Raw genomic sequence first — 22,632 nt, forward strand, 5'->3', positions numbered from 1 at the left:
CTCAGACGACCGTCCAGGTGTCCCCGCTGCCGATCAGGCCGGCGAGCCGCTCGGTCGGCGTACCGGGGGCTGCCTCGGACGCCGCGGCGACCTGGGCGCGGGCCTGGTCGTCGTACGTCGGGCGGGAGACCTGGCGGAAGATGCCGATCGGCGTCTGGTTGAGGTAGCCCATCTCGGTCAGCCGGCTGATGGCGAAGGCCTGGGACGGGTCGGGGTTGAGGGCGTCGTGGACCAGCAGCGCGTCCGCGTCGACGTCCGCGGTCTCGACGATCTTGACCCCGCCCGTCTGGCTGTCGCGGATCAGGCCCTTGGTGCCCGCGGAGAACGTGATCGGCTCGCCGTGGGTCAGCGGGATGATCGCGTCGGCCTTGGTGTCGTTGTTCTTGATCGCGTCGAACGCCCCGTCGTTGAAGATCGGGCAGTTCTGGTAGATCTCGACCAGCGAGGTGCCGCGATGGGCGGCGGCCGCGGAGAGCACCGAGGTGAGGTGCTTGCGGTCGGAGTCGATGGTGCGCGCGACGAACGACGCCTCCGCACCGAGCGCGAGCGACACCGGGTTGAACGGGTGGTCGACCGAGCCCATCGGCGTCGACTTGGTGATCTTGCCGGCCTCGCTGGTGGGGGAGTACTGACCCTTGGTCAGGCCGTAGATCCGGTTGTTGAACAGCAGGATCGTCATGTTCACGTTGCGGCGCAGCGCGTGGATCAGGTGGTTGCCGCCGATGGAGAGGGCGTCGCCGTCGCCGGTGACGACCCAGACCGACAGGTCCTCGCGGGCGGTGGCGATGCCGGTCGCGATCGACGGCGCGCGCCCGTGGATCGAGTGCATGCCGTAGGTGTCGAGGTAGTACGGGAACCGGCTGGAGCAGCCGATGCCGGACACGAAGACGATGTTCTCGCGGCGCAGGCCGAGCTGGGGCAGGAAGCCCTGCACGGCCTTCAGGACGGCGTAGTCGCCGCAGCCCGGGCACCAGCGGACCTCCTGGTCGGAGGTGTACTCCTTCGCGGTCTGGGCGTCCTCGTTGGTCGGGACGTCCTCGACGCCCGAACGCAGGCCGGGGAAGGGGAGCTGCTCGGTGCTCACTCGGAGACCTCCTGAGCGGTAGTGGCGGGGGTGAGATCGGCCGTGAGGTCGACGGGGGTGCCCTCGGCGTCGGCGACCAGGGCGCCGACCGCCTCGGCCAGCTGGGCCGCCTTGATGGGCATGCCGTTGACCTGGTTGTAGCCGACGGCGTCGACGAGGTAGCGGGCCCGGATCAGCATCGAGAGCTGGCCGAGGTTCATCTCGGGGACCAGGACCTTTTCGTAGCGACGCAGGATCTCGCCCAGGTCCTTCGGGAACGGGTTGAGGTGGCGCAGGTGCACCTGGGCCACGTTGAACCCGGCCTTGCGGACCCGGCGGGCGGCGGCGCCGATGGGCCCGTACGTCGAGCCCCAGCCCAGCACGCAGACCTTGGCCGCGCCGGAGGGGTCGTCGACCTGCAGCGGCGGGATCGACTCGGCGATCCGGTCGATCTTGGCCTGGCGGGTGCGGACCATCAGGTCGTGGTTGGCCGGGTCGTAGGAGATGTTGCCGTGGCCCTCGCCCTTCTCGAGCCCGCCGATGCGGTTCTCGAGGCCGGCGGTGCCAGGCACGGCCCAGGGACGCGCGAGGGTCTCCTCGTCGCGCAGGTAGGGCCAGAACTCCGTGGACACGGTGCCATCGGGGGCGGTCTTCGTGTGGTTGTGCTCGGTGGCGAAGCGCGGCTCGATGACCGGGAGGTCGGCGACGTCGGGGATCGCCCAGGGCTCGGAGCCGTTGGCGAGGTAGCCGTCGGAGAGCAGGAACACCGGCGTGCGGTAGGTGACGGCGATCCGGGCGGCCTCGACGGCCGCGGCGAAGCAGTCGCCCGGGGACTGCGGGGCGACGATCGGGACCGGGGCCTCGCCGTTGCGGCCGAACATCGCCTGCAGCAGGTCGGCCTGCTCGGTCTTGGTCGGCAGGCCCGTCGAGGGGCCACCGCGCTGGACGTTGACCACGAGCAGCGGGAGCTCGGTCATCACGGCCAGGCCGATGGCCTCGGACTTCAGCGCCACGCCGGGCCCGGAGGTCGAGGTGACGCCGAGCGAGCCCGCGAACGACGCACCGATCGCGGCGCCGACGCCCGCGATCTCGTCCTCCGCCTGGAAGGTCGTCACGCCGAACGACTTGTGCTTGCTGAGCTCGTGGAGGATGTCGGAGGCCGGGGTGATCGGGTAGGTGCCCAGGAAGACCGGCAGGCCCGACTGCACGCCCGCGGCCACCAGCCCGTAGGCGAGCGCGAGGTTGCCGGAGATGTTCCGGTAGGTCCCGGGCTGCTGCGGGGCGGGCTTGATCTCGTACGACACCGCGAAGGACTCGGTGGTCTCGCCGAAGTTCCAGCCGGCCTTGAAGGCCGTGATGTTGGCGTCGCGGATGTCCGGCACCCGGGCGAACCGCTTGGTCAGGAACGCGGTCGTCGACTCGGTGGGCCGCCCGTACATCCAGGACAGCAGGCCCAGGGCGAACATGTTCTTGGCCCGGGCGGCGTCCTTGCGGGACAGCCCGAACTCCTTGACCGCCTCGACGGTCATGCCGGTCAGGTCGACCGCGTGCACCGCGAACTCGCCGAGGGCGCTGCCGGCGTCGCCGAGCGCATCGAGCGGGTTGGCGTCGTACCCGGCCTTGGTGAGGTTGCGGGCCGTGAAGTCGTGGGTGTCGACGATGATGATCGCGCCCTTGGGCAGGTCGGCCAGGTTGGCCTTCAGCGCCGCCGGGTTCATCGCGACCAGGACGTCGGGCGCGTCGCCCGCCGTGAGGATGTCGTGGTCGGCAAAGTGCACCTGGAACGACGAGACGCCGGGGATGGTGCCCTGGGGTGCGCGGATCTCGGCGGGGAAGTTGGGCAGCGTCATCAGGTCGTTGCCGAAGACCGCCGACTCGGAGGTGAACCGGTCGCCCGTGAGCTGCATGCCGTCACCGGAGTCACCGGCGAACCGGATGATCACCCGGTCGAGCTGCTTGACCTGCTTGCTCTGCTGACCTGTCACGGCTCGCGCCTCTTCCTCGCTGGACCACGTGCGTGCGTCTTTAACGGACGATTCCCGACCGATAACGTCCGGATCGTACCCACGTCCGGGTGAAAACTGGAACCTGTTCCAGTTTCCCTGGTGAGTGCCGACCTGTCCACGATAGAGACCCGGACCCCTCGATCCCAGCGATCTCTGATCATGGACCGCGTCCGGATCAGTGACCCCGGACACATTGCCGTCCCGCCTGGCGAGACCGACGTCTTAAGTCGAGTACTCTTCATGACATTAGTAAGAAGGCCTGTTCGCTGAGCGGGCTCGACGAAGGGTGCAGAAGGATGAAGTTCAAGCGCGCAATCACGAGTGCGTCCGCCGGACTCCTGGTGCTGGGTCTCGCCGCGTGCGGCGGCTCCGGCTCCAGTGACGCTGACACGATCAGCATCGTCGGCTTCGCGGTGCCGGAGGCGGCCAACAAGGCGATCGCCTCCGAGTTCCAGAAGACCGACGCCGGCAAGGACGTCCGGTTCAAGACGTCGTACGGCCCGTCCGGTGACCAGAGCCGCGCCGTGGTCGAGGGTCTCGACGCCGACTACGTGCACTTCTCCGTCGCCACCGACGTGACCCGCCTGGTCGACGCCGACCTGGTCGCGGACACGTGGGACGACGGCGAGAACAAGGGCGTGGTCTCCCGCTCGGTCGTGGTGTTCGGTGTCCGCGAGGGCAACCCCAAGAACATCCAGACCTGGGAAGACCTGGTGAAGCCCGGGGTCGAGATCGTGACGCCCAACCCGGCGTCCTCCGGTGCGGCGCGCTGGAACGCGCTGGCGGCGTTCGGCCAGGTGGTCTCCGGAGGCGGCTCCGAGGCCGACGCCACCGACTACATCAACAAGTTCTTCGGCAACGTGGTCTCGCTGCCCAGCAGCGGCCGTGACGCCACCACCAGCTTCCTCGGCGGGACCGGCGACGTCCTGATGGCCTACGAGAACGAGGCCATCCTCGCGGCGCAGAACGGCGAGGGCTTCGAGTACGTCATCCCCGAGACCTCGCTGCTCATCGAGAACCCGGGCGCGGTCCTCGAGGACGCCGCCCCGGTCGCCGAGGACTGGCTCGAGTTCGTGCTCAGCGACGAGGGTCAGAAGCAGTTCGCCCTCACCGGCTTCCGCCCGATCCGCGACGACGTCGACTTCGGTGGCGAGGTCGAGGGTGCCGCCGACCCGAGCGACCCGTTCCCGACCGTGCCGACCCTGCTGACCGTCGACGGGGACTTCGGCGGCTGGGCCCAGGCCGCCCCCAAGTTCTTCGGCACCGGCACCGAGGGTGAGCCCCTGGGCATCATCACCGCGGCCATCGAGGCGTCCGGCAAGGCCGAGGACGAGTGACCTCGATCGAGTTGGGCCGACCGGCGAAGATCCGCCGGTCGGCCCGGTCGACGTTGACCCCCGTGTCCGGCCTCGGGCTGGGCATCGCGATGCTGTGGTTCAGCCTGCTCGTGCTGATCCCGCTGACGGCGGTCATGGTCACGGCGGTCGACGGCGGCTGGGACACGTTCTGGGCGGCGGTGACCAACACCCAGACCGCCGCGGCGATCCGGCTGACGGTCTTCACGGCCGTCGGGGTGACGCTCGTCAACATCGTGATGGGGCCGATCATCGCGTGGGTGCTGGTCCGTGACCGGTTCCCCGGCAAGGCGGTGCTCGAGATCCTGATCGACATCCCGTTCGCGCTGCCGACGATCGTGGCCGGCCTGGTGCTGCTCTCGCTCTACGGCTCGGACAGCCCGATCGGGATCGACATCGTCAACCAGCGGCCCGCGGTGTTCGTGGCGTTCCTGTTCGTGACGCTGCCGTTCATCGTGCGCATGGTGCAGCCGGTGCTCGAGGAGCTCGACCGGGACGTCGAGGAGGCGGCCGCGTCGCTCGGCGCGAGCCGGTTCACGACGTTCCGTCGGGTGATCCTGCCGAGCCTGACCCCGGCGATCGCGGCCGGTGCGGCGCTGTCCTTCGCGCGCGGTGTCAGCGAGTACGGCTCCCTGGTGCTGCTGTCGGGCAACCTCCCCAACAAGACCGAGGTGACCTCGGTCCGGATCCTGAGCAGCATCGAGAACGACCAGCGGGCCTCGGCCGCCGCCGTGGCGGCCGTGCTGCTGGTCATCTCGCTCGTCGTGATCGTGGTGCTGGACATCATCCAGAGGCGGGTGGCGCGTCGTGGCTAGGTCCACCTTCGGGCGCAAGGGCCCGGTCGCCTACCTGCTCCGGCTGCTGGTCATCGCCTACCTGTTCTTCCTGGTGGCCTGGCCGGTCTCCCTGGTGGTGACGAACACCTTCGACGAGGGCTTCGTCAGCATCAGCGACCTGTTCGCCGATCCCGACGTCGTCACGGCCCTGCGGCTGACCCTGGTCGCGGCGGTGAGTGCCGTCGTCATCAACACCGTCTTCGGCGTCGGCATCTCGCTGCTGCTGGTGCGCTACGAGTTCCCGGGCAAGCGCGCCCTCAGCGCACTGATCGACCTGCCGCTGTCGGTCTCGCCGATCGTGGTCGGCCTGGCCCTGGTGCTGGTCTACGGCGGGCGCGAGGGCTGGCTCGGACCGACCCTCGAACGCGTCGGCATCCAGATCATCTTCTCGACGCCGGGCATCGTGATGGCGACCGCCTTCGTGGCCCTGCCCCTGGTCATCCGCGAGGTGGTCCCGGTGCTGACCGAGGTCGGCATCGAGCAGGAGCAGGCGGCCGAGAGCCTCGGGGCCAACGCCTGGCAGCGGTTCGTGCGGATCACCCTGCCGTCGGTCAAGTGGGCGATCGTCTACGGCGTCGTCCTCAGCCTGGCCCGGTCCCTCGGCGAGTTCGGGGCGGTCAAGGTCGTCTCGGGCAACGTGCTCGGCGAGACCCGGACCGCGACGCTGGTCGTGGAGGAGAAGTACCTCAACTTCGACCAGCAGGGCGCCTACGCCACCGCGTTCCTGCTCGCCATGGTCTCCGTGGCCTGCATCGTCGTCGTCTCCCTCATCCGCCCGAAGAGCCATGACTGAGTCGGCCGGGCGCACGGGCGACCCCATCACTTTCCTGGAAGGTCCTTCATGAGCATCGAAGTCGCGGGGGTGAACAAGAAGTTCGGTGACTTCGTCGCCCTCGAGAACGTCAATGTCACCATCCCCACCGGGCAGCTCACTGCCCTCCTCGGTCCGAGCGGCGGCGGCAAGTCGACGCTGCTGCGGATCATCGCCGGACTCGAGACCGCTGACAGCGGCACCATCTCGATCAACGGCAACGACGCCACCCGGCTGCCGGCGCAGAAGCGCAACGTCGGGTTCGTCTTCCAGCACTACGCCGTCTTCAAGCACATGACGGTCGCCAAGAACGTCGCCTTCGGCCTCGAGATCCGCAAGCGGCCCAAGGCCGAGGTGGCGGCGCGGGTCGACGAGCTGCTGAAGCTGGTGCACCTCGGCCAGTTCGCCCACCGCCTGCCCTCGCAGCTCTCGGGCGGCCAGCGGCAGCGGATGGCCCTGGCCCGGGCCCTCGCGGTCGAGCCGCAGGTGCTGCTGCTCGACGAGCCGTTCGGCGCGCTCGACGCGAAGGTCCGCAAGGAGCTGCGCGACTGGCTGCGGCGGCTGCACGACGAGGTGCACGTGACGACGGTCTTCGTGACCCACGACCAGGAGGAGGCCCTCGAGGTCGCCGACGAGATCGTCGTGATCAACGAGGGGCGCGTGGAGCAGGTCGGCTCGCCCGACCAGCTGTACGACGAGCCGGCCAACAACTTCGTGATGGGCTTCCTCGGCGAGGTCACGACGCTGAACGGGCGGCTGGTGCGCCCGCACGACGTCGAGGTCGCCACCTCGCCCCGCCCGGAGGCGTTGACCGGCACGGTCTCCCGCGTGCTCCGCATCGGGTTCGAGGTGCGGGCCACGGTCACCACCGAGGCGGGCGACGTCACCACCGTGATGACCCGCACCCACGCCCGCTCGCTCGGCCTCGAGCCGGGCGTGCAGGTCTGGCTGAGCGAGGCCGCCGGCGCCACCACGGTGCCGGTCGAGCCGACCACGACGGTGGGCTGAGCCCCGCCGTACCCCCTGAACGGCCACCCGCCTGAGAGGACTGCACCCCTTCTCGGGCGGGTGGTCCTCTTGAGGCGTCCGGAGCAGGTGACGTCGCGCGCTACCGCGCGACGGTCGGCGTCGCTTCGAGCGAGCCGCGTCGGCGCAGGTCGAGCGGGGACGGGCGGCGGTGCAGCCGCTCGTCGAGGAGTACGGCGGCCTGCTCGTGGCGCCCGGCGCTGACCAGGGCGAACAGCAGCGTCTCCTCCACCACCTCGCGCTGCGCGGCCGAGCCGCCGACCCGCGCGAGCACCGGCAGCACGTCCTCGATCAGGGTCGCGGCGTCGGTCCACCGGCCCTCGACCGAGGCCTCCAGCGCCTGGCAGAGGGTGGCGACCGTGCCGCGCAGCACGCCGTCCTTGGAGCGGCGGCAGTGGACGGCGAGCTCGCGGAGCCGATGCAGGTCGCCGGCGGCGGCCAGCGCGATGGCCGCGTGCAGCGCGACGAACGGCGTCTGCGGCCGGTCGAGCAGCGTCGGGTCGACCGCGTCGAGCACCGGCGCGACCGGCGGCGGTGCGCCCTCGCCCGGGAAGGCGGCCGGCCACTCGCTGGTCGTCATCCGCCAGCGCCACAGCAGGCTGGCGGAGTCGACCAGGGCCCGCACGCCGGCGACGTCGGGCGCGGCGAGCTGGGAGTAGTAGCGGCGGCGGACCGCCTCGGTGTCGCCGAGCGCCAGCTCGTGCAGCGCGGCGTGCCACGAGAAGTGCGCGCGGTGGCTGGCCGAGCGGCCGCTCTCGGCGACCCAGTGGTCGAGCCAGACCCGGCCGACCTCGTGCTGGCCGGTCTCGTAGAGGACGTGGGTCTGCGCGTGCACCGCGTGGCCGGACGACGGCTCGCAGGACAGCGCGCTCTCCGCGAGCAGGCCGGCCTCGTCGAAGAGGCCCTGGTCCTGGCGGGTGAAGGCGAGCAGGGAGATGTACCACCAGTGGTCGCCGTACGCCGGGGCGAGGCCCTCGACCAGGTCCCACGCCTCCTGCTGGACGTCGGTGACGCCGGAGAAGGCGATCGTCGGGACCGCCGCCGAGACGGCGAGGACGTCGCGCGGGTGCAGCGAGATGTGGTGCATGAGGGCGTCGGCCCCGGCCCGTCGTACGTCCTTGACCCGGAGGCCGACCACGTCGACCAGGCTGCGCTCGCGGTCGTCGCCGCGCTGACGGGCGGCCTTGCGGGCGGCGTCGAGCGAGGCGCGTACGTCGGCGTCGGCCCCGGCCTCGTGGCCGAGCATCGCGAGCGCCGCGTGGGCGAGCGCGAAGCCGGGGTCGAGCTCCGTCGCCCGGCGCAGCTGCTCCTCGGCGCCGTCCTGGAGCCGCATCAGCCGCTCGAGGCCGGCGTTGTAGGCCGCCGCGGCCTCGCTGGTGGTCGAGATCGGCAGGCCGAGCGGGTCGCGGGGACGGGCGACGGGGTGCCGGCCGCCGACCAGGCGACCGTCGGCGAGCCGGCGGGGGAGCGGGGCGACCTCGTCGAGGACCGCCCGGGCGACGGAGGCCGCCTGCAGCCGGATCTCGGGGACGGCCGTGGTCTCCCACAGCTCGCCGCGGCGCAGCGCGCCGATGGTCCACAGCGGGGCGTCGGTCTCACCGTCCGAGGCGAGCAGCCGGCCGTCGGCGGTGCGCAGGCCGAGGCCGGCGACGTCGATCGAGGCCAGGGCGGCCCCACCTCGCTCGCGCAGCAGGTCGTCGAGGACGGGGTTGCCGATCAGGCGCAGGTCGGACTGGGGGCCGGTGCAGTTGACGACCCAGCCGACCTCGCGGGTGCTGCCGTCGTCGAGGGTCACGCGCAGGCCACCGGTCGGCAGCGGCTCGGCGCCGACGACCCGGCCGCTGCCGATCGCCAGCCGGCCCTCGGCGCGCAGGCCGTCGAGCCGGACCGCGCTGGAGGGGGCCATCCGGTGCCGATAGGTGTTCCAGCGTCCGGCGTCCTCGGTCAGGAAGGTCTCGCGGTCCTCGGCGGAGAACCGGCCCCACAGCTCCTGGACCCGGAACCGCAGCCCGTCGAGCGCAGGCCGCCAGTCGCCGGTGGTGCTGCGGACCTCGGCGACGTGCCGGTCGACCGCGGCCCGCACGTCGGACAGACCGGTGCCCCAGTCGGAGATGTCGGGGATCGCGGCGAGCTGCGGCTGCGGCGCGTGCACCTGCGGGAGCCGGCCGCCGCGGGAGATCGCGTGGACGACCCGGTCGCCACGGTTGGCGTCGTCGGTGAGCGAGAAGACGACGTCGACCATGGTCAGGCCGGTGCCGACCAGCAGCACGTCGGCCGGCCCGCTGCGGTCACGTCGTACGACGTCGAGGGCGCCGCGGGCCCAGGGGTCGGCCACGAAGAAGGGGGAGGCGGTCAGCGACTCCGGCGCCCAGGCGCTGCCGGCGGCGGGCAGGCCGGACGCGAACACGGCGGCGTCCGCGACGACCTCGCCGCCGCAGCCGGTGCGCAGCGACACCCCGCTGGTGGTGCGTCGTACGCCGACGACCTGCTGGCGCACGTGCCGCAACCCCACCTCGCCGTACGACGCGCGCTGCGCCTCATCGAGGGTCTCGTCGAGGTAGCGGGCCCACTGGCGCCGGGGCGCGAAGTCGTACGGGTGGGTGCGGGCGTCGGGGTCGACGTCCTCGGCCTCGCGCTGGCGCCAGGCGGCGAAGTGGCTCGGCTCCTCGGGCAGCGCGGTCATGCCCGAGGCCGGCACGTTGAGCAGGTGCTGCTCGTCGGGGGTGCCGAAGGCGACGCCCTGGCCGCGGCGGTCGACCGGGTCGACGAGGACGATGTCGAGCCCGGTGCTGCGGCGGGCGGCGGTGCGGGTCAGGTGGAGCGCGACCAGGGTGCCGGCGGCTCCGGCCCCGACCACGGCGACGGTCGGTCCGTGCCCGCGGGGGCGTCGTCCACTGGCCATGGCTCAACCGTCCTAACACAACAAGATGACTCGACAAACTGCAGTCTAGGCGGTCCGAGGGCGTCGCGCCGAATGTCGGCGCGACGCCCCGGGTTCAGCGGTAGTTCGTGAACTGCACCGCGAAGTCGTAGTCCTGCTGCTTGACCAGCGCCTGCACGGCCTGGAGGTCGTCGCGCTTCTTCGAGGACACGCGCAGCTCGTCGCCCTGGATCTGTGCCTTGACGCCCTTGGGCCCCTCGTCGCGGATCAGCTTGGAGATCTTCTTCGCGTCCTCGGAGCTGATGCCCTCCTTGAGTGCGATGCCGATCTTGGACTGCTGGCCCGACGCCCGCGGCTCCGAGGCGTCGAGGATCTTCAGGCTCTGCTGACGCTTGATCAGCTTGTCCTTGAAGACGTCGAGTACGGCGGTCGCGCGATCGTCGGCCGACGCGGTGATCTCGATCGCCTCGTCGCCCTGCCACTCGATGGTGGCGCCGGTGCCCTTGAAGTCGAACCGGGTCGCGATCTCGCGGGCGGTCTGCCCGAGCGCGTTGTCGACCTCCTGGCGGTCGATCTTGCTGACGATGTCGAAGGACGAGTCGGCCATGGGTGCTCCTCGTGTGACGGTTTCGTGCTGCTGATGGGGCTGCGCTATTCTTTCGTCTCGTTGTCCACCGGCCAAGCCGGGACGACGACATCCCTGGCAGATTGCCCGAGCGGCCAATGGGAGCGGACTGTAAATCCGTCGGCGTAGCCTTCGAAGGTTCGAATCCTTCATCTGCCACACCAGGGAGAAGAGCCCCTGACCTGCAGCGATGCGGGTCAGGGGCTCTCGTGGTGTTGTCCGGCCCGATCCGGCCAGATCCGGGTCTCTACGGGTGTCCGCGACAAAAGCGCGACAAAGTTCCGGATGCGTGCCGAAGCTCAGGAGTCGCTGAGGCTGTCGATCAGTGCCATGGCCGCGTCCTCTCCGCCGTCGATGCAACCGGCGTAGACGTCGAGAAGGACCCGCGTGCTGTGTCCCGCCCACACCGCCACCTGCGCGGGCGGCACACCGGCGTTGAGCCAGGCGGTCAGGCATGCGTGCCGGAGGTCGTAGGGGCGGCGCCCGAGTTCGGTTAAGGACTGGGTGGGCGTCAGGGCATGCTCGCGCGCGTTGGCCCATGCGCGATAGATGCTCTTGTCCGACACGAGCGAGTGGTACGGCGGAGAGAGAGGCACCCCGGCCCTGCCCGTGCGAGAGACGAAGAGCTCGCCGTTGAACCCGCACGGGAAGTCGGCCAGGTGTGTCTTCAGGATCTCAACCAAACCTGGACGTAGCGGAACCATTCGGACCGCGGAGCGGGGGCGGTGCTTCAGGCCGCGCTGCTCGGTAGCGGACTCGCTATCTGTCCAGGCTGTTCCCGGTCGTTGTTCCGTCCGCGACAGAGTGGCGCGTCCCCACCCGTCGGCGGGTAGCTGGAGATCGTCGCGTCGGATGCTGCGGGCTTCGGCCGGGCGCATCCCGGCACACAGAAGCAGTGCGAAGTACGCGGTCAAGTGAGGCGTGTTGTCCGCGACAGCGGCCAGGAGCCGTCGACCCTGCTCGCCGCTGACGACGACTCGGGGATCGACCTGGCGATCGGTGCCGAAGCTACGTTGGCGGAGCTTCGGAAGGGGGTTGGTGTAGAGCAGCCCCACTTCGATGGCGTACTCGACGACATTGTTGAGGGTGGCGCGCTTCCGAGTCACCGTCCGTTCGGACGCCGGTGTTCCGTCGAGCTTCAGCGTTAGCGCATGCTGGAGCTTGCGAAGCACAGACGGATCCGCGATCGCCGTCGCGGGCGGTGAGGCTGACCGCAGGATCGGACTGCTGAAGGTTCGGTTGTCACCTTGGCATGCCCCATGGGTTGGTTACCCGATTGGCTGATGAGTCGAGGGCCTTCTTGGAAGGCTGCGCATCGTGCCTCGTCCCTACCCGCCGGAGTTCCGGCAGCGAGCCGTAGCGCTCGTTCGTGCCGGCAAGCAGATCAAGCAGGTCGCCTACGAGCTCGGCATCAGCGCCGGGTGCTTGCACAACTGGGTCCGCCAGGACCGCATCAACCGCGGTGAACTCGCCGGGGTCACCACGACCGAGTCCGCCGAGCTCCGGGCCGCGCGCAAGCGGATCCGGGAGCTCGAGACCGAGCTCGCCATCATCCGGCGGGCCTCGAAGTTCCTGGCGGAGGAGAAGCCGCACCCAAAAGGGTTCACCCGGTGATCGACCGCCTCGTCGACGCCGGCATCCCGGTCAAGAAGTGCTGCCGGGTCCTGGGCGTCTCCAGTCCCGGCTACTACCGCTACAAGAACCGGCCCACCTCGGCCACCCAGCTGCGCCGTGAGTGGCTGACCGGTCTGATCCGCGAGATCCACGTGGCCTCGCGCGGCACCTATGGCTACCGCCGCATCCACGCCGAGCTCACGATGGCAATGAACGTCCAGGTCAGCTCCCGGCTGATTTCGGTGCTCATGACCCAGGCGGGCATCTACGGCCTTCCCGGGCCGGCCCGGATCAAGCGGCTGCGGGGTGTCGTCACCAGCGAGGACCTCGTCAACCGGAAGTTCCACCGCCTGACCCCGAACGAGCTGTGGGTCACCGACATCACCGAACACCCCACCAGGGAAGGCAAGGTCTTCTGCGCCGCCGTCCTCGACGCCTACAGCCGCCGGATCGTGGGCTGGTCGATCGATACCCGCCAAGACAGCGCGCTGGTCATCAACGCCCTCGACATGGCCATCCGCAACCGCCGACCCGCACCAGGCGGGATCGTCCACGCCGACCACGCCGTGCAGTTCACCTCATGGGCCTTCGGCGACAAGATCCGCTCCGCCGGCCTGATGCCGTCCTTCGGGTCCGTCGGCGACGGTTTGGACAACGCAATGATGGAATCGTTCTGGTCCTCGATGCAGATCGAGCTGCTGAACCGGAAGAAGTGGAAGACCAGGGTCGAGCTGGCCAACGCGATCTTCGAGTACATCGAGATCTTCTACAACCGCCAACGACGCCACTCCAGCATCGGCTACCGGACCCCGATCGAGTACGAACTACGCTCCGAAACCACCACCGTCACCGCCTGAGACTCCAGACGCCAACGGGTAACCAAGCCGTAGGGCACGTCAAGGTGACAACCGAACCTTCAGCAGTCCCTAATAAGACGGACTAGTTTGATGTCCTCGGCGGGACGTCAACGCAGAGGGCCGGCCCCCGGTCGATGGCGACGGAAGGTGCGCGCATCCCCAGCTCCCGGGCGGGTGCTCAGCGGTGGTGTTGCCGGACAGACGAGGGGTCCGGCCGACGCGCGACCGGACCCCTCTAGCTGGGTGATACTCGTTGTTTGGTCGTTGCTGGTTGGCCTGAGCCACCTACGGGCAGAGCCGAAGGTGGCCCCGCATCGTCAGCGGACCGATGCGCGCTTGCTCGTCGCGGCCTGAGTGTCGGCGGTGGCGGCAACCTTGACCACGTAGGTGGTCTTCGCTCGGCCGTTGCGGTCACGGATCGTCAGTGCTGTACGGCCCTTGGCGTTCAGCTTGCCGCGCTTGACCAGCACGAGCTTGCCCTTCTTGACGCGGTAGACCCGAACCACAGCCCCGTTTGCCCGGTTGGCGCCGGCGGTGGTGATAAGGGCCCGGTCCCGGCCGTTGGCGAGGTTGCGCAGCTTGAGGTTGACCTTCACCTTGGCCGGCTTGTCACCGGGCGTGGTCGGCGGAGTCGGCGGGGTGGTGGCGTTGGTGTACTTGACGTCGACGAACGGGACCAGCTTGGCCTGGGTGGGTCCGTAGGCGAGGTACTTGGCGTCGTAGCCCCACCAGCCGCCCATGCTCTGTGCGGGCCGCAGGACTCCGCGGTCGATCTGGACGTTCGACAGCGACGACTTGTAGTCGATGACGATGGTGTTCTTGCCGTCGACGAGGTACTCGCTGATGTCGGTCACGGGCTTCATCCAGCTGACGCCGCCGGTGTACTGGTCGTGGCCGACCAGCGGCACCTGGGTGCCGGTGCCGTTGTCGATGGTGGCCTTGCCGATGCCGCCGACGTCACGCTTGACCTTGGTGGGGTTGGAGGAGATCTGACCGCCGACCTTGCGGCCGTTGATGGTCACCTCCATCGACTCCTCGATCTTGCCGAGGTCGAGGTAGGCGCCACTGGCGGCCTTGGCGTCCCAGTCGAAGGTCGACTCGTAGTGGCCCGTGCCGGACACGGCCTGGCCGACCTCGGGGATCTGGTCCCAGGTCTTGAGGGTGTCGAGCTCGACCGTGATCGGGGTCTTGACCGTCGAGGTCTTGTAGTTGCGGGTGGTCAGACCTGCGAGGGACTCGGTGCGGACGAGGTCGTTGGCGGTGGTGCTGGGTCGCCACGACTCGACGGTGAGGTCCCAGTCGGTGATGTCGCGTGCCGCAGGCACGTTGACGGTGTCCTGGTACTTCTTGCCGTTGCTCAGCGTGGTGCTGACGGTGCCGCTGCCCGTGGCGCGGGCGGTGACTCCGTTGGCGGTCGTGTAGGCGGTGTCGGCGTTGGTGGTCACGACGTGGAGCTTCTGCGCGCCGACCTTCTCGAACGCCAGCAGGGAGATGTCGTTGTAGTCGAGGTCGATCGGGACGATCGTCTTGCCGTCTTCCCAGCGGTAGTCGGCGAGCTCGGTGACCTTGCCGGTCCAGGAGTTGATGGCGTACGGCACGTACTGGCCGTCCATCTCGATGTCGGTCTTGATGTTGGTGCCCGGGTTGGGGGCGTTACGGACCTCGGGGCGCAGGCTCTTGGAGCGGTAGGAGCCGTCGTCGTAGTTGTAGGCGTACAGGTAGCGGTTGCCGTCCGCGTCCTGACGGGTCTGGGTCAGCAGCTGCTGGTTGGGCTCGGAGTAGCCGGCGTAGGGACGTACGCCGAGCTCTTGGAGCTTCTCCAGGACGTTGTCGTCGTAGCCGCCGGGGGCCGCGGACTCGTAGTCGATGTCGTCGTAGACGGTGGCGGTGCGGACCGTGTCGAGGGTCTTCAGCTCGTCGACGACCTTCTTCAGCGCGCCGTCCTTGCCGTCGTTGAACGGGGTGCGGGACGCGGCGTCGTCGATGATGACGACCTTCAGGCCCTGCTTGGCCAGCTGCAGGATCTTCTTCGACGCCGTGAGGTCGAGCCAGCGCTGGTAGAGAACGATGGCCTTGTAGCCGGCCTTCTCGATCGTCTTGGTGTCCTTGTTGAAGGTGACGTCGTCGTCGAACAGGAACCGTGGGCTGAAGTAGTCGTAGGTGTAGCCGTTGTCCTGCAGCTCGGTGGAGCGGTAGTTCAGGCCCTGGTGGGCCTTCTGCCAGTTCATGAGCTGGTTGTTGCTGCCGGTGCCACCGCCGTAGGCCATGCCGTGGACGAACTTCTGCTCGATGAAACCGACGTCGGAGCGGGCCTCTCCGGTCTGCATGAGCTGCTGGACCCGTCCGAGGTGGGCGTTGAGCTCGTCGTAGGTCTGGGCGGCGGGGAATCGCTGCGACATGAGCGCGAACCCGCCGCGCCCGGTCTCGTAGCCGGGCCAGTTGGTGGTGGCCGCGGGGGCGACGGCGGTTGAGGGGGTGAAGCCGAAGTCGGCGGACCAGATGTGCCAGATGGTGCGCTGGAACCCGGCGGCGAACTGCGAGTAGGCGTCCTGCAGACGCCACTGCTGAGTCGCGGCGGCACCGAAGCTCATGCCGGTGGTCTCGGAGGAGAGGACCTTGTTCTCCAGCTTCGCCGCGCCGGTCCAGTACCGGAACATGTCGACGTTGTTGTACTGGTTGCGGTTCTCGGCCTCGGGGTAGTCGACGTCCATCGACGGCTCGGACATCTCGACCGGCTGGCCGTAGGAGATCTGCGCACGGGTCTCGATGCCCACCGAGTTCAGCCACTTCTTCATCGGCTGCAGCATCCGCTCGCGGTACAGCTGCGTCAGGACGTCCTGGTAGTCGTTGATGATGCCTTGGCGGCGCTTCTCGTCACCGGCGAGCTTGTACGTGCCGGCGGTGGCGACGGAGTGGTAGGCGTTGTTCCACACGTTGCCCACGCCGCTGATGAGGAACAGGTACGGCGTGATGTCGTAGCCCTTGCGCCGCTGGAACTCCGCGGCCATGTCCTCGGCCCACCAGGTGAACCCGCCGCCGGTGCTCATCTCGAGGGAATCCATGAACAGCTGGACGTCGCCCTTGGCGATCTTCTCCCGCAGGGCCGGGTCGGCCAGGTAGTGGGTCTCCCAGAACGCCCGGAGCGCTTCGACGCCGCGGGCGTCGAAGTAGTTCGTCGCGTAGCTCGGCTCGTTGGCGGGGCTGGAGGTCTGGAACGTGCCCTGGGTCCACATCGAGAACACCCGGTAGGTGCCGTCGGCGGGCGCGGTCCAGTTCAGGTTCTGCGTCCACACGTCAGCGCCCTGAGTCACCTGGGGCTTCAGGTTGATGTAGCTGGCCGGGTCGACGTTGTTGCCGTCGGTGACCTTGTAGGCGTAGGCGGTCACGAACTTCGCGCCCGCACGCCGGGTCGTGGGTGCCGGCAGCGTCGTGAGGGCCTGGCCGGGGGCCACGGTCGCGGTGCCCAGGGTCAGGTTCTGCATGGCCTGCTGACTGGTCGGGTCAAGACCGGGCACGTTCGAGGTTGACCAGTTGGTGCCCGAGGTCAGGTAGACGCCCATGCCGAGGTCAAGGAGCTTGTTCATCATCAGGTTCCACTTGTGCGTCCACTGCTCGGTGCCGTAGCCGTAGTCAGTGTCGGCAGCGGTGGTGTCGTTCTGCATGCACAGCTCGACACCGCGGAAGCCGGCGTCGTAGAGCGCCTGGATCTCCTCCAGCAGCGTTTCGTCGGTGTGTGAGGCGTCGCCGAGCCACCAGCGAACGTCAGTGCTGAACACGCGGTCGGGGTCGACGTACTTGTCCTCGAGCTGCTTGCCGAACGGGGAAGTGGGAGCGCCGGCAGCAGCCGGCGTCGAGCTCGTCACCGCGGACTGGACGACGGGTGCCGCGATCGGCTCGGCTGCGGCCGATGAATCCAACGGCAGCCCGATGGCCATCGCGGAGAGGCCAAGCGACAGGCACAGCGTCGCTGCCCCTGCCGCTCGTGACTTGGTACGCATCTTCTACTCACTCTCGTTCGGGTGTGATCTGCCGTGCAGCACAGGGGCGGTCGGGCGACCCCCGAGGGTCGCCTAACAGAGCGTCGGAGCCGCCGCGTCCGCGACCGCTAATGGGTCAATGGGGTGCTGGCCACCGGGTCGCTCGTGAGGTCAAGCTCTTGTCGTTGCTCGCAAGGCGGTGGGCGGTAGTGACCCTTGGTCGCTGCCCGTCGCCCGGTGGCGTCCCCCAACTGCATGGCGATGAGTGACGAGCGTCACTCAGGTGAATGGACCGTTTCACAAGAGGCTCGAGCGGTTCAAGGCGTGCGGTGAAGGTCGAGCGGTATCGCTCAACAAGTCGGCGATGCCTTCTCTGACCCGACCATCGGGTGTCAGACTCCGGCCCGTCTCTGCGATCTAGATCCTCGAACTCCCTGGTCAGAGCTTGTTTTGCGCAAGGTAGTCCTCGCCATGAGATCCCGACATCAAGCCGGCCCCGCATCGATCAAAGCCATGGGGGAGGTCGGTCCGTGCGATCGTCGCCCACACCGAAAGTGACCGTCAATGTGCGACTCTTACGTCGTTTCAATCGCCGTCGAGTGCACATTCGGCAGGCCTTCGCGATCGAGGTGTCGGTCGATGTCTCGGGCGGATCGTGAAGGGTTGACCCGTTTCGGCAACCGGCCTCCGCGAGTTGAGGCCAGCGATAACTGGCGAGCCGTCTGATGACGACAGTTCACGTGCGGCGCTGCTCTATCAGGGATGTCGCCCTCGCAGCTGAGGTGTCTGTCGGGACCGTGTCCAATGTCTTGAACCGGCCCGAGCGCGTCACCGAGGTCATTCGTGAACGCGTCCAGCGGACGATGAATGAGCTCGGGTTCGTGCGCAACGAGTCAGCACGGCACCTGCGGTCAGGAGTCAGCCGCACGCTCGCGTACGTGATGCTCGATGCGTCTAACCCCTTTTTCACCGACGTCGCCCACGGAGTCGAGGGCGCGGCGGATAGCGCGTCACTGTCCTTGCTGTTGTGCAACAGCGGCAACGACGCCCAACGCGAACGCGCACATCTGACGTTGCTGCAACAGCAACGGGTACAAGGCGTCCTCATCACTCCGGTCGACCCGGATGCGGACGTGCTGCGCCAGCTCCGGCAGACGGTGCCGGTGGTTCTCGTCGATCGCAGCCGCAACGACGATGCGTTCTGCACCGTCGCGGCAGACGACGTGGTCGGTGGCCGGATCGCGATCGAGCACCTCATCGATCGCGGCCACACCCGGGTCGCGTTCATCGGCGGACCGAGCCACCTCGGTCAGATTCGCGACCGCGTCGACGGCGCACGCCTTGCCTGGGCGGTCGGCGGTCTCCCAGATCGCGACCTCCTCGTCGTCGACACGACAGCCCTCGACGTAGCGCAAGGCTTCGCCGCCGGGGAGCACCTCGCCCTGCTGCCCGCGGCCATCCGCCCGACGGCGGTCGCGTGCGCCAACGACCTGCTGGCGCTCGGACTGCTCCAGCATGCCATCGGCGCGGGAATCAGGGTGCCGCAGCAGCTGGCGATCGTCGGCTACGACGACATCGACTTCGCTAGCGCGGCGGCAGTGCCGCTGACCTCCGTGCGCCAGCCTCGACGAGAGCTCGGGCTGGCCGCCGCGGAGCTCCTCATCCGCGAGGCAGCCGGCGAAGATCACGATCACCAGCAGGTGCTGTTCACCCCTGAGCTCATCGCTCGCAGCTCGACCGTCGTGAGCGACGACCGGAGGCCCACGTGAGGGGGTTGGTCAGTCGTCGGGAGTCGGGCGTCGAGGAGGGGTCTCGACAGGTACGCGCTCGCAGCGACGTACTGCGACCGCAGTACGTCGCTGTCCCGTTCTGGGTTGACGCGGCAACGGCTCCGAACGGTTGTACTGAGGGCATGTGTCGTGCGCCTCACCACGTGCCGCGGTCGTGGGTCATGACGGCGGGTGCCTAGAGATGGTCGTCCAGCAGATCCGGTTCGTGCGCGAACGCTGGATGGTGCGGCTTCGGCCCCGGGGCGACCGGATCGCCGCTTCCTCGGCGACATCGGACGTCTTGGCCCGGGCGCTCTCCAAGCTCGGACCCGGACCGGTGGAATGGGCGGTCGAGGCCGGCGCCGAGCTGCTCGCGGAACTGCGGCGGAGCACTGCAGACTACGGAGCGCCCCCGTCCGGCCCGCGGGGCGTGGAGACCGAGCTGCTGTCCCTGCTGCTCCAGCTGTACGAGGGGCGGCCCGTCGGGAACCTGCGAGTTCCGGACGTGGTGCTAGACGACGCCCGGTCGCTGGCCCACTGCGGCGTCCCGTCCACCATTTTGGTCGAGGCGGTCTGGCGTCGGCACCGCCTCGTTCAAGAATCCATCATGGCGGCAGCAAGCGCCTACAACAGTGACATGGACGACCAGCCGGACCGGGCCGAGTGGGACGACCTCCTCCGTCTCACCCGCTACTCCGAGCAGGCGGCCCGACTGCTGCTGGCGGCCTACGACGGGGCCGACCGTTGGTCGGACGAGCGCGCAGCCCGACGGCGAGACGCAGTCAGCCGCCTCATTGACGGAGAGCCACTCAGCGCGGTCGAGGAAGACCTCATCGGCGTCCGGCTCAACGGGCACCACTTGGTCGCGACGGTGTCCGGCGCGAGCGGATCGGAGGATCCGAGTGTCACGAGGTTCACGCGAGCAGTGTCCGCGCTGCTTCCGGGCTGCTCGGTCGTATCGCTTGCACGAGCGCGGGACGTTACGGTTCCCCGAACGCACGAGACAGTGCTCTGGTGGTCGCGGAACCATCCAATCACCCATGAGGAACTGGAACTGCTCCGACGACTTGCCGTTCCAGACGGACTAGCCGTCGCTACCGGCGACCTTCATCAGGGTGCGCCAGGTGTGGCGCAGAGCTACGCCGAAGCACGCAGAGCCGCGGTGGTCGCAGCTATCTCCGAGAAGCCAGGACCAACGGTGCACGCAGACGTGCTCCTGGTCTCAGCCCTCTTGGCCGATCCCGTCGCCACCCGCGCCCTCGTAGCCCGCGAACTCGCCGGCGTCCTGGGCCGAGACACCCGGTCGGTCGAGCTTCGCCAGACTCTTCTGCTGTTTCTGCGCTCGGGAGGGAGTCGTCAGGCGGCCGCGCAGGAGCTCGGCATGGCGCCGACCTCGGTGGCCTACCGGGTCGACCGGTTCGAACGTCTCCGAGGCCGACCCCTCACCGACTCCCGTCTGGAGACCTGGCTCGCGCTCACCGTGGTCGACCTGGCGCCGTCGCTTCTTGACGAACTCAGCGGTACCGGGGGATAACGAAACCTGTCTCGTAGGCGAGTACCACCAGCTGCGAGCGGTCATGTCGCCCGACCTTGGCCATGGTGCGGTTGATATGCGTCTTGACGGTGAGCACGGTGATGCCGAGCTCGTCGGAAATCTGCTGGTTCGTCAGGCCCTCGGCGACGAGCCGCAAGACGTCGAGCTCCCGCTCGGTGAGGCCGGCCAGGTCGGGGTGCACCTCGCCAGGAATGGGGGCACCGGCGTGCCGATCGAGCAGATGCCGGGCCGCGCGCGGGGACAGCAGGCCGCCGCCCTGGTGGACGGTGCGAATTGCAGACACCAAAGCATCCGGCTCGGCGCTCTTGCCGACGAAACCGGAAGCACCACTGCGTACAGCCCTAATCACGAAGTCAGGGTCGTCGTCGAACGTAGTCAAGATCAGCACCCGAATCGAGCCCAGGTCGGCGTCCCCCGTGATCATCCGGGTTGCCTCGATGCCGTCGAGAAGTGGCATCCGGACGTCCATCACGACCACGTCCGGCCTCAGCTCGCGGCTCAGGCGGACAGCCTCGAGACCGTTCTCGGCTGTGCCCGTCACTCGTAGGTCGGACTCCTGCATGACGAGGTCGCGCATCGCCTTGCGGATCAGGCTCTGGTCGTCAACGAGGAGAATGTCGATCACCTGCCACCTCCGCCGGACGGGACCTCCGCGGTGAGGGTGAACCGTCCCTGGGCGACCACCGCCGACAACAGCCCTCCAGCACCGACGACCCGCTCGCGCATTCCCCGCAGCCCGAATCCCTCCGTGACCGACAGGGCAGAGCTCGTGGGGATATTGATCGCCTCGACGCGCGAGACTTCCGCCTGAAGCTCGACGTGGAGACGGATCTCAGCGTCGTGACGACCATGCTTGTAGACGTTGGTCAACGCCTCCTGGACGACGGAGAACACAACCGGGCTCACCGTCGGCGACGATCCCCGATCCTGAACGTCGATGGACGCGGCGAGTCCGGGCAGGAGACGCTCGAACTCGTCGACGAGCAGCCGCAGATCGGTCAACGGGTACGGCGGGTCGGGATCGTCCAGCTGACCGTCTCGCAACCCGGTGAGCAAGTCGGAGATGGAGGAGATCACCGCGCGCCCGGCCTCGCGGACGGTCACCAATGCAAGCTCGGCGTCTTCGGGTCGATCTTGGAGCGCGTGAGAGGCCACGCCGGCGTTGAGGTTCATGACGGCGATCTGGTGGGCGACGGTGTCGTGGAGGTCGCGCGCGGTGCGTAGCCGATCCTCGGCGAGAAGCTTGCGCGCGTCGGCGTCGCGCGACTCCTCGGCGGCCAAAGCCCGCTCCCGCAACGCCAACGTAGCAAGGCGACGAGAGTGCGACGCAAGCCCCAAGGTCACCGGAACCACGACGGTCACGGCCGCCACGACGACGTACACCGACGACCAGCGCCAGTCCATGTCCCACGCCATCAGGCACACCTGTGCCGCCAGCACGCCCCCGACCGCAGGAAGTGCACGGCGAGGAGCTGCGCGAGCTACCACCATGTAGACGGTGATCATCAGCCCGAGGTGGTATCCGGCACCCCCGATGGCAAGCCAGTAGGGGAGCGCATCGAGAACTGCTGTGACCGTTAGCGCTGCGAACGGGACCCGACTGGCAACCAGTACCGCCGTAGCGGTCACCAGGATAAGGCACTCGCCCCACGTGCTCGGTGGCACAAGTACGAAGGTCTCGTTCTCGACGCTGACCCAGGTCGCGGCGAGCACCAGAAAGGCCAGGCCGATGTCGAGCACGTTCGCCCACAGCGTCCGGTGACGGCCGGCGCTCGCTGACTTGTCTGCTGAGTGGCCTCCCGCTCTGCGCGTCGAGTCGCTCGCTGAGGGGGGCGTATCCATGTCGCCGAGTGCCTCCGATCCTCGGCCCGGTGCGTGTGAGGAATCCACAAACGTACCTGGAGGCTACGCGGCCGATCCTGCGTTCTTGGATTTCCTGTCGCTCGCAACAGGAGCCCGGAAAAAACTCTGTTGTCAACGTCCTTGATCGGGAGAAGTGACGGCCATCACGATGTGCCAACTAGTGAAACGTTCAAATCCAGGAGTTGATGTGCGTCCGTTCATCCCGCCCCGCTTGGCTCGTCCCACTGTCCTCGCGCTTGTAGTCGCACTCTCCCTCACTGCCTGCGGTGGCAATGACTCGTCCAGCTCCTCGCCGAGCGGGGACAGCGACGCGGCCTCGGTGACGTTCATCCCGAAGAACCTGGGCAACGCCTACTTCGACACCTCGAACGCGGGTGGCAAGAAGGCGGTCGAG

Annotated in this window: 14 protein-coding genes, 1 tRNA gene and 2 pseudogenes; 9 read left to right on the forward strand and 8 right to left on the reverse strand. The window is 68.6% G+C overall.

The window, feature by feature from the left end:
• Position 1: 1 nt before the first annotated feature.
• Positions 2-1,084, reverse strand: a complete 1,083-nt coding sequence (locus V7S47_RS22615) for a 2-oxoacid:ferredoxin oxidoreductase subunit beta (RefSeq protein ID WP_442945374.1) — start codon at positions 1,082-1,084, stop codon at positions 2-4.
• Entirely contained in the window at positions 1,081-3,048 is a 1,968-nt protein-coding gene (locus tag V7S47_RS22620) for a 2-oxoacid:acceptor oxidoreductase subunit alpha (RefSeq protein ID WP_336563680.1), read from the reverse strand. Before V7S47_RS22620 ends, V7S47_RS22615 begins: the two co-directional genes overlap by 4 nt.
• 317 nt (positions 3,049-3,365) lie before the next feature.
• Between V7S47_RS22620 and V7S47_RS22625 the strand changes: the two genes are divergently transcribed.
• The 4 genes from V7S47_RS22625 (at position 3,366) to V7S47_RS22640 (ending at position 7,079) form a co-directional block, all read left to right on the forward strand.
• Entirely contained in the window at positions 3,366-4,406 is a 1,041-nt protein-coding gene (locus tag V7S47_RS22625) for a sulfate ABC transporter substrate-binding protein (protein WP_336563681.1), read from the forward strand.
• A gap of 62 nt (positions 4,407-4,468) precedes the next feature.
• The gene (gene cysT, locus V7S47_RS22630; protein ID WP_336563682.1) at positions 4,469-5,239 is read left to right on the forward strand and encodes a sulfate ABC transporter permease subunit CysT; all 771 of its coding nucleotides are present in this window, start codon (positions 4,469-4,471) and stop codon (positions 5,237-5,239) included.
• Positions 5,232-6,053 carry a sulfate ABC transporter permease gene (locus V7S47_RS22635; protein ID WP_336563683.1) on the forward strand — a complete coding sequence of 274 codons (822 nt, stop codon included), beginning with the start codon at positions 5,232-5,234 and terminating at the stop codon, positions 6,051-6,053. Before cysT ends, V7S47_RS22635 begins: the two co-directional genes overlap by 8 nt.
• A 48-nt stretch (positions 6,054-6,101) precedes the next feature.
• Complete coding sequence (locus V7S47_RS22640) at positions 6,102-7,079, forward strand: sulfate/molybdate ABC transporter ATP-binding protein (protein ID WP_336563684.1); 978 nt, start codon at positions 6,102-6,104, stop codon at positions 7,077-7,079.
• Positions 7,080-7,179: 100 nt separating this feature from the next.
• Here V7S47_RS22640 and V7S47_RS22645 read toward each other — a convergent pair whose 3' ends face one another.
• The gene (locus tag V7S47_RS22645; protein WP_336563685.1) at positions 7,180-9,999 is read right to left on the reverse strand and encodes an FAD/NAD(P)-binding protein; all 2,820 of its coding nucleotides are present in this window, start codon (positions 9,997-9,999) and stop codon (positions 7,180-7,182) included.
• A gap of 94 nt (positions 10,000-10,093) precedes the next feature.
• Positions 10,094-10,585, reverse strand: coding sequence for a YajQ family cyclic di-GMP-binding protein (locus tag V7S47_RS22650; RefSeq protein ID WP_336563686.1), 492 nt, complete (start codon positions 10,583-10,585; stop codon positions 10,094-10,096).
• A 95-nt stretch (positions 10,586-10,680) separates the two neighbouring features.
• Between V7S47_RS22650 and V7S47_RS22655 the strand changes: the two genes are divergently transcribed.
• A tRNA-Tyr gene (locus V7S47_RS22655) sits at positions 10,681-10,762 on the forward strand.
• A 140-nt stretch (positions 10,763-10,902) separates the two neighbouring features.
• On the opposite strand, the gene V7S47_RS22660 is transcribed toward V7S47_RS22655, so the two are convergent.
• Positions 10,903-11,775: a tyrosine-type recombinase/integrase gene (locus V7S47_RS22660; RefSeq protein ID WP_336563687.1), complete on the reverse strand. Its 873-nt coding sequence runs from the start codon at positions 11,773-11,775 to the stop codon at positions 10,903-10,905.
• A gap of 145 nt (positions 11,776-11,920) precedes the next feature.
• On the opposite strand from V7S47_RS22660, the pseudogene V7S47_RS22665 reads away from it, so the two are divergent.
• Positions 11,921-13,074 (forward strand): annotated as a pseudogene (locus tag V7S47_RS22665) (IS3 family transposase).
• Positions 13,075-13,391: 317 nt separating this feature from the next.
• Here V7S47_RS22665 and V7S47_RS22670 read toward each other — a convergent pair.
• Positions 13,392-17,009 carry a glycosyl hydrolase gene (locus V7S47_RS22670; RefSeq protein WP_336563688.1) on the reverse strand — a complete coding sequence of 1,206 codons (3,618 nt, stop codon included), beginning with the start codon at positions 17,007-17,009 and terminating at the stop codon, positions 13,392-13,394.
• A gap of 839 nt (positions 17,010-17,848) precedes the next feature.
• Between V7S47_RS22670 and V7S47_RS22675 the strand changes: the two genes are divergently transcribed.
• Together V7S47_RS22675 and V7S47_RS22680 are read left to right on the forward strand one after the other, a co-directional pair.
• Positions 17,849-18,820, forward strand: a complete 972-nt coding sequence (locus V7S47_RS22675; protein WP_336563689.1) for a LacI family DNA-binding transcriptional regulator — start codon at positions 17,849-17,851, stop codon at positions 18,818-18,820.
• 202 nt (positions 18,821-19,022) lie between these two features.
• Positions 19,023-20,354, forward strand: a complete 1,332-nt coding sequence (locus V7S47_RS22680; RefSeq protein ID WP_336563690.1) for a helix-turn-helix domain-containing protein — start codon at positions 19,023-19,025, stop codon at positions 20,352-20,354.
• Here V7S47_RS22680 and V7S47_RS22685 read toward each other — a convergent pair.
• Positions 20,335-21,000 carry a response regulator transcription factor gene (locus V7S47_RS22685; protein ID WP_336563691.1) on the reverse strand — a complete coding sequence of 222 codons (666 nt, stop codon included), beginning with the start codon at positions 20,998-21,000 and terminating at the stop codon, positions 20,335-20,337. The genes V7S47_RS22680 and V7S47_RS22685 overlap by 20 nt on opposite strands.
• Positions 20,997-22,115: a sensor histidine kinase gene (locus tag V7S47_RS22690; RefSeq protein ID WP_336563692.1), complete on the reverse strand. Its 1,119-nt coding sequence runs from the start codon at positions 22,113-22,115 to the stop codon at positions 20,997-20,999. The genes V7S47_RS22685 and V7S47_RS22690 overlap by 4 nt, the downstream gene beginning before the upstream one ends.
• A gap of 310 nt (positions 22,116-22,425) precedes the next feature.
• On the opposite strand from V7S47_RS22690, the pseudogene V7S47_RS22695 reads away from it, so the two are divergent.
• Positions 22,426-22,632: pseudogene (locus V7S47_RS22695) on the forward strand (hypothetical protein); the annotation flags it as partial.

It is taken from the genome of Nocardioides sp. CCNWLW216 (assembly GCF_037120545.1).
Classification (GTDB): Bacteria; Actinomycetota; Actinomycetes; order Propionibacteriales; family Nocardioidaceae; genus Nocardioides; species Nocardioides lianchengensis.

What these genes read in the sequence shown, in the direction of transcription:
- V7S47_RS22650 (WP_336563686.1), bottom strand. Translation starts at nt 10,585, where the DNA reads ATGGCCGACTCGTCCTTCGACATCGTCAGCAAGATCGACCGCCAGGAG.
- V7S47_RS22670 (WP_336563688.1), bottom strand. Translation starts at nt 17,009, where the DNA reads ATGGCCATCGGGCTGCCGTTGGATTCATCGGCCGCAGCCGAGCCGATC.
- V7S47_RS22680 (WP_336563690.1), top strand. Translation starts at nt 19,023, where the DNA reads ATGGTCGTCCAGCAGATCCGGTTCGTGCGCGAACGCTGGATGGTGCGG.
- V7S47_RS22625 (WP_336563681.1), top strand. Translation starts at nt 3,366, where the DNA reads ATGAAGTTCAAGCGCGCAATCACGAGTGCGTCCGCCGGACTCCTGGTG.
- V7S47_RS22640 (WP_336563684.1), top strand. Translation starts at nt 6,102, where the DNA reads ATGAGCATCGAAGTCGCGGGGGTGAACAAGAAGTTCGGTGACTTCGTC.
- V7S47_RS22645 (WP_336563685.1), bottom strand. Translation starts at nt 9,999, where the DNA reads ATGGCCAGTGGACGACGCCCCCGCGGGCACGGACCGACCGTCGCCGTG.